This is a genomic window from Flavobacterium sp. (genome assembly GCF_020217025.1).
Taxonomy (GTDB): Bacteria; Bacteroidota; Bacteroidia; order Flavobacteriales; family Flavobacteriaceae; genus Flavobacterium.
Genome location: NZ_JAIWOF010000071.1, coordinates 1 through 10,000, shown reverse-complemented (window position 1 = coordinate 10,000; position 10,000 = coordinate 1). Strand labels below are relative to the sequence as shown.

The 10,000-nt window shown below is 32.8% G+C and carries 11 protein-coding genes; 9 read left to right on the top strand and 2 right to left on the bottom strand.

The window, feature by feature from the left end:
• The 7 genes from LDL23_RS03405 to LDL23_RS03375 all read left to right on the top strand — a co-directional run.
• Nucleotides 1–99: hypothetical protein (locus LDL23_RS03405; protein ID WP_291264457.1), on the top strand; the 99-nt coding region annotated here is incomplete at its 5' end.
• 42 nt (nt 100–141) lie between these two features.
• Entirely contained in the window at nt 142–345 is a 204-nt protein-coding gene (locus LDL23_RS03400; protein WP_291264456.1) for a membrane or secreted protein, read from the top strand.
• Nucleotides 346–357: 12 nt separating this feature from the next.
• A complete protein-coding gene (locus LDL23_RS03395; protein ID WP_291264455.1) occupies nt 358–1,467 on the top strand; it encodes a glycosyltransferase in 1,110 nt (369 codons plus the stop codon).
• Nucleotides 1,458–2,021 (top strand): sigma-70 family RNA polymerase sigma factor, encoded by a 564-nt coding sequence (locus LDL23_RS03390; protein WP_291264454.1) that lies wholly within the window; start codon nt 1,458–1,460, stop codon nt 2,019–2,021. The genes LDL23_RS03395 and LDL23_RS03390 overlap by 10 nt, the downstream gene beginning before the upstream one ends.
• A 107-nt stretch (nt 2,022–2,128) precedes the next feature.
• Nucleotides 2,129–3,004, top strand: a complete 876-nt coding sequence (gene lipA, locus LDL23_RS03385; protein ID WP_026724855.1) for a lipoyl synthase — start codon at nt 2,129–2,131, stop codon at nt 3,002–3,004.
• 37 nt (nt 3,005–3,041) lie between these two features.
• Complete coding sequence (gene gap / locus LDL23_RS03380) at nt 3,042–4,040, top strand: type I glyceraldehyde-3-phosphate dehydrogenase (protein WP_291264453.1); 999 nt, start codon at nt 3,042–3,044, stop codon at nt 4,038–4,040.
• A 59-nt stretch (nt 4,041–4,099) separates the two neighbouring features.
• Nucleotides 4,100–6,310, top strand: a complete 2,211-nt coding sequence (locus LDL23_RS03375; protein ID WP_291264452.1) for an ATP-binding protein — start codon at nt 4,100–4,102, stop codon at nt 6,308–6,310.
• On the opposite strand, the gene LDL23_RS03370 is transcribed toward LDL23_RS03375, so the two are convergent.
• Together LDL23_RS03370 and lpxK are read right to left on the bottom strand one after the other, a co-directional pair.
• Nucleotides 6,285–7,097: a purine-nucleoside phosphorylase gene (locus tag LDL23_RS03370; protein WP_291264451.1), complete on the bottom strand. Its 813-nt coding sequence runs from the start codon at nt 7,095–7,097 to the stop codon at nt 6,285–6,287. The two genes, LDL23_RS03375 and LDL23_RS03370, sit on opposite strands and share 26 nt — an antisense overlap.
• Nucleotides 7,069–8,082: a tetraacyldisaccharide 4'-kinase gene (gene lpxK / locus LDL23_RS03365; protein ID WP_291264450.1), complete on the bottom strand. Its 1,014-nt coding sequence runs from the start codon at nt 8,080–8,082 to the stop codon at nt 7,069–7,071. The genes LDL23_RS03370 and lpxK overlap by 29 nt, the downstream gene beginning before the upstream one ends.
• 110 nt (nt 8,083–8,192) lie before the next feature.
• On the opposite strand from lpxK, the gene LDL23_RS03360 reads away from it, so the two are divergent.
• Together LDL23_RS03360 and LDL23_RS03355 are read left to right on the top strand one after the other, a co-directional pair.
• Complete coding sequence (locus LDL23_RS03360) at nt 8,193–9,308, top strand: Nif3-like dinuclear metal center hexameric protein (protein WP_291264449.1); 1,116 nt, start codon at nt 8,193–8,195, stop codon at nt 9,306–9,308.
• A 2-nt stretch (nt 9,309–9,310) separates the two neighbouring features.
• Nucleotides 9,311–10,000 (top strand): hypothetical protein (locus LDL23_RS03355; protein WP_291264448.1); only part of this gene is annotated, 690 nt, incomplete at its 3' end.

The window sequence follows — 10,000 nt, the reverse complement described above, 5'->3', positions numbered from 1 at the left end:
GCAACAGGAGCTGAAATTGTAGCGCTTTCGAGAAATATTCAACAAACGATTTTAGAAAAATTCGGAATTGCAATAGAAGCGGAAGTAAATATTATTTAAGTCAAATTTCTTTTGTAAATTTGCAGTTCAAAATAGAAAAAGATGAAACTTGTATTATTTACTATTGGACTTTTAGGACTTGCATTTGCAGGTATCGCTATAAAAATTTGGGCAAAAAAAGACGGAAAATTCGCTGGAACTTGTGCTAGCCAAAGTCCGTTTTTGAACAAAGATGGAGAAAACTGCAGTTACTGCGGAAAAACTCCTGAACAAATGAAAGACTGCAGCGAACCTTCGCACTCTTAATTTTCAAAATTTATGATATTAACAATACTCTTAATCGCTTTTGCGGTTATCGTGTTTATTCAATTTATTTATTACCTTTTTATTTTCGGAAAATTCTCTTTTGGTAAAAAACCAGAAGGAACTCCGAAACGCTTACCTATTTCCATTATTGTTTGTGCTAAAAACGAAGAAGAAAATATCAAAAAATATTTTCAAACTTTGGTTACCCAAAACTATCCTGATTACGAAATTGTCTTAATCGACGATGCTTCGAGCGATGAAACTTTGGAATTATTTGAAAGTTACGAAAAGCAATATCCGAATGTAAAATTGGTAAAAGTTCAAAACAACGAAGCGTTTTGGGGTAATAAAAAATTCGCGTTAACCTTAGGAATCAAAGCAGCAAAAAACGAGTATTTAGTATTTACCGATGCGGATTGCTATCCAGCTTCAAACGATTGGTTGTTGCAAATTTCGACTCAATTTACCAAAGAAAAAACGATTGTTTTAGGCTATGGTGCTTATGAAAAAGTAAAGAATTCTTTCCTAAACAAAATCATCCGTTTTGAAACAATGTTAACTGCTACACAATATTTTTCTTGGGCAAAAATTGGCAATCCTTACATGGGGGTTGGGCGCAATTTAGCTTATAAAAAAGAAGAATTTTTCAACGTTCGTGGTTTTATGGATCACATGAAAATTCGTTCAGGTGATGATGATTTGTTTATCAATCAAGCTGCTACAAAAAAGAATACAGCAATTTTATACACTCCAGAAAGTTTTACTTTTTCGGAACCAAAAACTACTTTTTCATCTTGGGTTTACCAAAAAAGAAGACACGCTACTACTGCGAAATTCTACAAAGGATTTGATAAATTTCAATTGGGATTATTTTTCTTTAGTCAATTTTGGTTTTTAGTTTTAGCGATTGTTTTGTTGGCATTTCAATTCCAATGGATGATTGTGACTGGAATTATCGTTTTTAGATATTTATTTTCATGGATTTCTTTAGGCTATGCCGCTGGAAAACTAAAAGAAAAAGATGTCATGTATTGGTATCCAATTATTGAAATTGTACTTATCTTTACCCAACTGAGCGTATTTTTTAGAAACCTCATCTCAAAACCTATACATTGGAAGTAAATTCGGTCATCATTCAAGAAAATATTGAAAAAGCAAAAAAGGGAGACCAAGTTGCTTTTACTTTTTTATTGGATTTATTTTGGAATGAAGTATATGGTTTCATGCTAAAACGCACTGAAAACGAAACCGATACCGAAGATATTGTAATTGAAACTTTCGCAAAAGCGTTTGATAAAATTGCAACTTATAATCCCGAATATGGTTTTAATACTTGGTTGATTGCAATTGCAAAAAATGTTCATATTGATATGCTTCGCAAAAAGAAATCGTCTTTATTTATTGAAATGAATGATGAAGAAGACCATCAAGCCTACAGCGTTGCCGATGATTCTAATTCTGCCGAAGACGAATTGATTATCGAGCAAAATTTAGCCCAATTACTACAATACATCAAACAATTAAAACCTGCTTACCAAGAAGTGATACAAATGCGTTATTTTCAAGAAATGACGTATCAAGAAATGGCAGAACAAATTGATGAACCGCTGAATAACATCAAAATCAAACTACTAAGAGCTAAGAAATTATTGGCGGAGATTATTTCGGGGAAGTAATTAGTCTTTACATTTCCTAAAACTTTCCTAAAGTTTTCTCATTTTCTAAATTCTTACTTCAAAATTCTAAATTTCATATCGTATCTTTGCCTATCAAAATTTTGATTATGGACACGGCTATTGATAATGTTTTTCCACCAAGAGAACCCAAACCAAAATGGTTACGCGTAAAACTACCAACGGGTAAAAACTACACCGAACTTAGAGGTTTAGTAGACAAATACAAACTGAATACGATTTGTACTTCGGGAAGTTGTCCTAATATGGGCGAATGTTGGGGCGAAGGAACGGCAACTTTCATGATTTTAGGAAATATCTGTACCCGTTCGTGCGGCTTTTGTGGCGTAAAGACCGGTCGCCCTGAAGATGTGGATTGGGACGAACCTGAAAAAGTAGCGCGTTCTATCAAAATTATGAACATCAAGCATGCGGTTATTACTAGCGTTGACCGTGATGATTTAAAAGATATGGGTTCGATTATTTGGGCAGAAACCGTGAAAGCCATTCGCCGAATGAATCCTAACACCACTTTAGAAACTTTAATTCCAGATTTTCAAGGGAATACTAGAAACTTAGATAGAATTATAGAAGTAGCTCCAGAAGTAGTTTCGCACAACATGGAAACCGTAAAACGTTTGACACGTGAAGTTCGTATCCAAGCGAAATATGAGAAAAGTTTGGAAGTTTTGCGCTATTTAAAAGAGCAAGGTATCAAAAGAACAAAATCGGGTATCATGTTAGGTTTAGGTGAAACTGAGGAAGAAGTGATTCAAGTTTTACATGACTTAGCCGATGCTAAAGTGGATATTGTTACGATTGGTCAATATTTACAACCAAGTAAAAAACATTTACCAGTTAAAGAATACATCACACCAGAACAATTTGCGAAATACGAACAAATCGGAAAAGAATTAGGTTTTAGACATGTGGAAAGTGGCGCTTTAGTACGTTCTTCTTATCATGCAGAGAAACACATTCACTAAAAGTTCAAATTCAAGAACAAATTCAAAATAAATAAAATTGAAAACACGAATTGCTATTAATGGTTTTGGAAGAATTGGACGTAATTTGTTCCGATTGCTTTTGAATCATCCTACTATTGAAGTAGTTGCCATCAACGACATTGCAGATAACAAAACAATGGCACATTTGGTAAAATACGATAGCATTCACGGTGTTTTGAATCAGAACGTTTCGTTTTCTGAGGATTCGATTATCATTGACGATAAATCATATCTGTTTTTTCACGAAAGAGAAATCAAAAATTTAGATTGGAAATCGCTAAACGTTGATATTGTTATTGAATCGACGGGAAAATTCAAAACATTTGAAGAAATTAATCAACATATTTTAGTTGGAGCGAAAAAAGTAATTCTTTCCGCACCTTCTGAAGTGGATGAAATAAAAACTGTTGTTTTAGGGGTAAACGAACACATTTTAAACGGAAGCGAAACGATAATTTCCAACGCAAGTTGTACAACAAATAATGCCGCTCCGATGATTAAAATCATTCAGGAATTGTGCGAAATTGAACAAGCGTACATCACCACCGTTCACTCCTACACTACCGACCAAAGTTTACATGATCAACCTCATAAAGATTTACGCCGAGCTCGTGGAGCAGCGCAATCTATTGTTCCTACAACAACTGGCGCAGCAAAAGCGTTAACAAAAATATTTCCTGAATTAGACGGAAAAATTGGTGGTTGTGGTATTCGAGTTCCGGTTCCAGATGGTTCTTTGACGGATATTACTTTTAATGTAAAACGACAAGTTTCTATTGAAGAAATCAATCAAGCGTTTAAAAAAGCAGCGGAAACTAATTTTAAAGGAATTTTAGATTATACCGAAGATCCCATTGTTTCTGTGGATATTATTGGAAATACACATTCTTGCTTGTTCGATGCGCAACTCACTTCTGTCATCGATAAAATGGTAAAAATTGTAGGTTGGTACGACAATGAAATTGGCTATTCTTCTCGATTAATTGACTTAATTACTTTCGTTTCTAAAAAATAAAGTTTTTATTATCGCTAAAAAACTTTAAATTGCAGGGTTAAATTTAACTCAGGCATTTCTTGATTAAACGACTTTTCATATTATTTCTATTCGTAACTATAAATGGTTACACACAGTCTGTCTACAAAGATGCTGGAAAAATAAGTGATAGCACTGATTATTACTTAGAAATTGGTTTGTTCAATAAAGAAGCCAAAAAATCATATACTAAAGCTATTTTGTATACAGAAAAAGCTATTGAATATGCCAAAGCAAATAATCTAGACAACAAACTTGCTGACTGTTATTTGCAATTAGCCACCATTTTTTACGAACTTGAAAAAAATGATTTAGCAATCGATTATTACATAAGAGCAATTAGTATTTACAGCAAAGGAGAACCTAATTCAAACATTGCGCTTTCATACTATGGTTTAGGAAAATGCTATCTAAAGAAAAACAATATTGCTTTTGCTGAAATTTATTTTGAAAAGGCTACTGTTATTTACAAAAAATTAAATTTCCTTGAAGCTATTGAGTTAATTAACCTTCAAAAAGCTATTATCAAAAAAGAAAAAGGAAATATTAACGAAGCTAGTAACATTTTAAAAGGTGTCATAGAAAATATAAGTGATGATGCTTTGCTAAGTACAAAAACCGAAGCATACATTCAGTTAGGAGAGATTGAAATTTTAAAGAAAAATTATCCGCAAGCCATTAACTATTTAAACCTTGCCAATCAAACTAACGAAACAAACAACAATGATTTTCAACTAACTAAACGCATTTATAAGCTTCTTAGTGCGACTTATGAAAAAAATAAAAACATTTCAAGTTCCAATTTATATTTAAAAAAATATGCCGATTTAACAGATTCAATTGGAAAATATTACAATAGTTATGTTGCTGAAAACACCGTTGATAAAATTCAATTTGACAAACAACTTAAGACGATTGAACAATTAGACAAAGAGAAAAAAAGTCAACAAAAAACATTACGTTTTTCTAAGTTAATTAGTATTTTGAGTATTGCTTTGATTTCAATTTTATCGCTATTGAGTTTATCGTTATACAAAAACAATAAAATTAGAATCAGTACGAATAAACTTCTAAAGGAGAAAAATAGAGAATTAACTATAGAAAAAGATAAAGCAGAACGAGCATCAAAAGCGAGAGCTGACTTCTTATCGACCGTAAGTCACGAACTTCGCACACCTTTGAATGCTATTAATGGTATTACCTATCTTTTATTACAAGAAAAACCTAAAGCAAGTCAGCTAAATTACCTGAAATCACTTGAGTTTTCTGGAAATTATCTCTTAAATTTCATTAATGATATATTAGAAATCAACCGTTTAGAATCGGATAAAGTGATTATTGAGAAAATCAATTTTAACCTATCAGAACTAACCGAAAACATTGTAACTTCTTTTAAAGAATTCATTCACGAAAATAATATCAAATGCCATCTTGACATTGACAAATCCATTGATTTTAATTTAAAAGGAGACCCAACAAAACTTTCTCAAATCCTTATCAATTTATTGAATAACGCCATCAAGTTCAGTAAAAATGGGGATGTTTGGTGTGTCATCAAAAAGAGACAAGAAACCACTGAAAATGTGACGCTTTATTTTGAAATTAAAGATAACGGAATAGGAATTCCAAAGGACAAACAAGAAGCAATTTTTGATAGTTTTAGTCAAGGTTCTGTTGAAATTAACCGTACTTATGGCGGAACAGGTTTGGGACTTTCTATTGTAAAGAAAATTCTCGAATTAATGGGAAGTGAAATTCAATTAAAGAGCGAATCTGGAAAAGGAAGTACTTTTAGTTTTGAATTACAATTTGAAAAAGGAATAGCAAACAAAGTTAAAGAAGAAGTTATAAAACCTTCCCAATCGCTATTGACTGAGAAAAAAGTATTATTAGTTGAGGACAACAAAATCAACCAAATGATTACACAAAAAATGCTTGAAAAAAGAGGGATTTCTTGCAATATTATAGATAATGGTGAAGATGCTATCGAAGATGTAAAAATCAACAACTACGATTTAATTCTTATGGACGTTCATTTACCAGGAATTAACGGAACAGAAGCCACAAGTGAAATTAGAAAATTCAACACTTGTACTCCTATTGTAGCGTTGACAGCAATCTCCTTAAATGAAAACAGAGAAATGCTCTTGTCCTATGGCATGAATGAAGTAATCACCAAACCTTTTGAACCAGAGCATTTCTATAATGTGGTAACCAAATACTTAACTAGTACTGAGCAATCAAATTCTTAATTAAGTTTCTTACATGAGGTTCTGCCTTTTGAGCCGCTTGTAAAACCTCTTCATGGTTAACTTCTTCGATATTTTCCTCGTCACCCATATCGGTAATTACAGAAACACCAAAGCATTCCATATTCATGTGACGCGCTACAATAACTTCTGGAACAGTTGACATTCCAACACAGTCAGCTCCTAATGCTTTTACCATTTTGTATTCGGCAAGGGTTTCAAATGTTGGTCCTTGTAATCCTAAATAAATTCCTGTTTTAAGATAAATATTTAAATCCTCAGCCAATTCAAATGCTTTCTCAATCATAGCTTTAGAATAAGGCTCGCTCATATTTACGAATCTTGGTCCAAAACGTTCATCGTTATGACCTCGTAATGGATGTTCAGGCATCATATTAATATGATCTGTAATCACCACAACATCTCCAACAACATATTCAGGATTAACACCTCCCGAGGCATTAGAAACAATCAATCTTTCAACTCCTAAATATTTCATTACACGAACTGGAAACGTTACTTGCTTCATATCGTAACCTTCATAAAAATGAAAACGTCCTTGCATTGCCACCACTTTTTTCCCTTGAATGGTTCCAAAAACCAAAGCACCTTTATGTCCTTGCACCGTTGAAACTGGAAAATTTGGAATCTCCGAATAAGGTAAAGTATGCTCAACCGTAATATCTTCTGTAAACCCTCCTAATCCTGAGCCTAAAATCACGCCGTACTCTGGAGTGAAATTGGTTTTATTTTTAATATAACTAACTGTTTCTTGAACTTTGTCCCACATAATCTTCTATCGTTTTATCAATGTTTGTATTTAAAAAAGTTGATTTTATTGGTAAATAGAACAATTGCGCTTTTGGCAATAATCCGTTTAAACGAACAAAATCTTTTTCTGTTGTAATTATTTTTCTTCCGTTGGCTTTAGCCAAAATTTGCTCACAATCTTGTTTCGAAAAATGATGATGATCTGGAAACACCAAAGTTTCATCCTCCTCATTTTTAAGAAAATCGAAAAACAATTTAGGTTTTGCAATTCCAGCTACCAACACTTTACTTTCGGATTGAATTTCAGAAACCAATAATTGACACTCATTTCCAAAAACATAATCATCGTATTGTATGGTTGTAAAAAAAACTTGTTGTTTTACCTTCAACTTTTCTCTGATTTTCTGCTGCGTAAGTTCGGACAAATCATTCGGACATTTTGTGACAATTATCATATCGGCACGTTTTTTTCCAGAAGACGGTTCGCGTAAATTTCCGAAAGGCAAAATATAGTCATCGCAAAACAAATCATCATAAGCCGTAAGCAAAATATAAAAACCAGCTTTTACTTTTCTGTGTTGAAAAGCGTCGTCTAATAAAATCACATTGGGTTTTTTCGGAAGTTGAAGTAAATTTTCAATTCCGTTTTTTCTATTCGCATCAACCGCTACTTGAATGTTTGGAAATTTCGAATAAAACTGAAAAGGTTCATCACCAATAGAACTCGCAGTAGCATTTTTATCCGCCAAAATAAAACCTTCGGTCGTACGTTTGTAACCGCGACTTAAAACCGCCACTTTATAATTATCAGAAAGTAATCGTATTAAATATTCAATTTGAGGCGTTTTACCTGTTCCTCCAACGCTAAGATTTCCAACTGCAATGATAGGAATATCAAAAGAAGAACTCTTGAAAATGCCTTTGTCGTATAGCCAATTTCGGATAAACGTAATGAGCCAATACAAAAAGGCCAAAGGAAAAAGTATTTTTCGTAACAAAATCATATTACGAAAGTATAATAAATTATCTTTATATTAAAGTTTATGTCCTTTATCATTTCATTTCTAAGGGGTATTTCGTTAATTTGTGTAATCATTTAGTAAAATCAAACATCATGAAACTTTCCGATATACTTTCTATTCTTGAAGAAATGGCGCCATTAGGTTATGCCGAAGATTTTGATAATGTGGGACTTTTAGTTGGGAATCCAAATCAAGAAATTGATGGCGTTTTAGTTTGTCATGATGCTTTGGAATCGGTAATTGATGAAGCAATTTCGAAAAAATGTAATTTGGTCGTTTGCTTCCATCCTATTTTGTTTTCGGGAATTAAGAAAATTACGGGTAAAAATTATGTGGAACGTACGATTTTAAAAGCCATTAAAAATGATATTGCCATTTACGCCGTTCATACTGCTTTAGACAATCATCAAAAAGGTGTGAATAAAATTTTCTGTGATGCATTAGGCTTGAAACATTCGAAAGTTTTGATTCCGAAAGAAAATTACATTCAAAAATTAGTTACTTACACGATTCCAGAAAATGTTGAAAAATTGCGAAACGCCTTGTTTGATGCAGGAGCTGGAACGATTGGAAATTATGAAGATTGTAGTTTCAATTCGAAAGGGATTGGAACGTATATGGGAAATGAAAATTCGAATCCAGAAATTGGCGAGCGTTTTGAATTTGTAGAGAACGATGAAATTAAAATTGAAATGACGTTTGAAAAGCATCTGCAAGGAAAAATCTTGAAGGCTTTATTCAAAAATCATGTGTATGAAGAAGTGGCTTACGAAATTTATCAATTGGAAAACAAGCATCAAAATATTGGTTTAGGACGCGTGGGTGAGTTCGAAAATCCGCTTTCTGAAACCGAATTTTTACAATTGGTAAAGGAGAAATTGCAATGTGATGGCATCAGACATTCCGCTTTTACAGGAAAATCAATAAAAAAAGTAGCAGTTTTAGGCGGAAGTGGCAGTTTTGCAATTAAGAATGCAATTTCCTCAGGTGCAGACGCTTATCTTACGGCCGACTTAAAATATCACCAATTCTATGAAGTTGAAAATCAATTACTTTTGGCTGATATTGGACATTTTGAAAGCGAAAGATTTACAAAAAATTATATTGTTGATTTTCTTAAAGAAAAAATCACTAATTTTGCACCAAATTCGCTGCAATGCGGAATTATTTTATCAGAAGAAAATACAAATCCAGTTAAGTACTTTTAAATATGGCAACAATCAAAGAGCTAAGTGTAGAAGATAAGTTAAGAGCCCTTTATGCTTTACAACTAGTTGATTCTAAAATAGACGAAATAAGAAATGTAAGAGGAGAATTGCCTCTTGAAGTAGAAGATTTAGAAGATGAAGTAGCGGGACTTTCTACTCGTTTAGAAAAACTAAAAAGCGATTTAGAAACTATTGATGAGCAAATCAAAGTAAAGAAAAACGCTATCGACGAACACAAAGCTGCGATTAAAAAATATTTAGAGCAACAAAAAAACGTTCGTAATAATAGAGAATTCAACTCTTTAACTAAAGAAGTGGAGTTTCAAGAATTGGAGATTCAATTGGCTGAAAAACACATTAAAGAAATGAAAGCTTCTATTGAGCACAAAAAAGAAGTAGTAGCTCAAACTAAAGAAAAATTAGACGGAAAACAAACCCACTTAAAACATAAAAAAGCAGAATTAAGCGATATTATGGCTGAAACTGAAAAAGAAGAAAACTTCTTATCAGCAAAATCAGAAGAACTAAGAGGTCAAATTGAAGAGCGTTTAATTGCTGCTTACGACAGAATTAGAAACAGTGTAAGAAACGGATTAGCGGTTGTTTCAATTGAGCGTGGCGCTTCTGCTGGTTCATTCTTTACAATTCCACCACAAACGCAAATGGAAATTGCAGCTCGCAAAAAAATCATT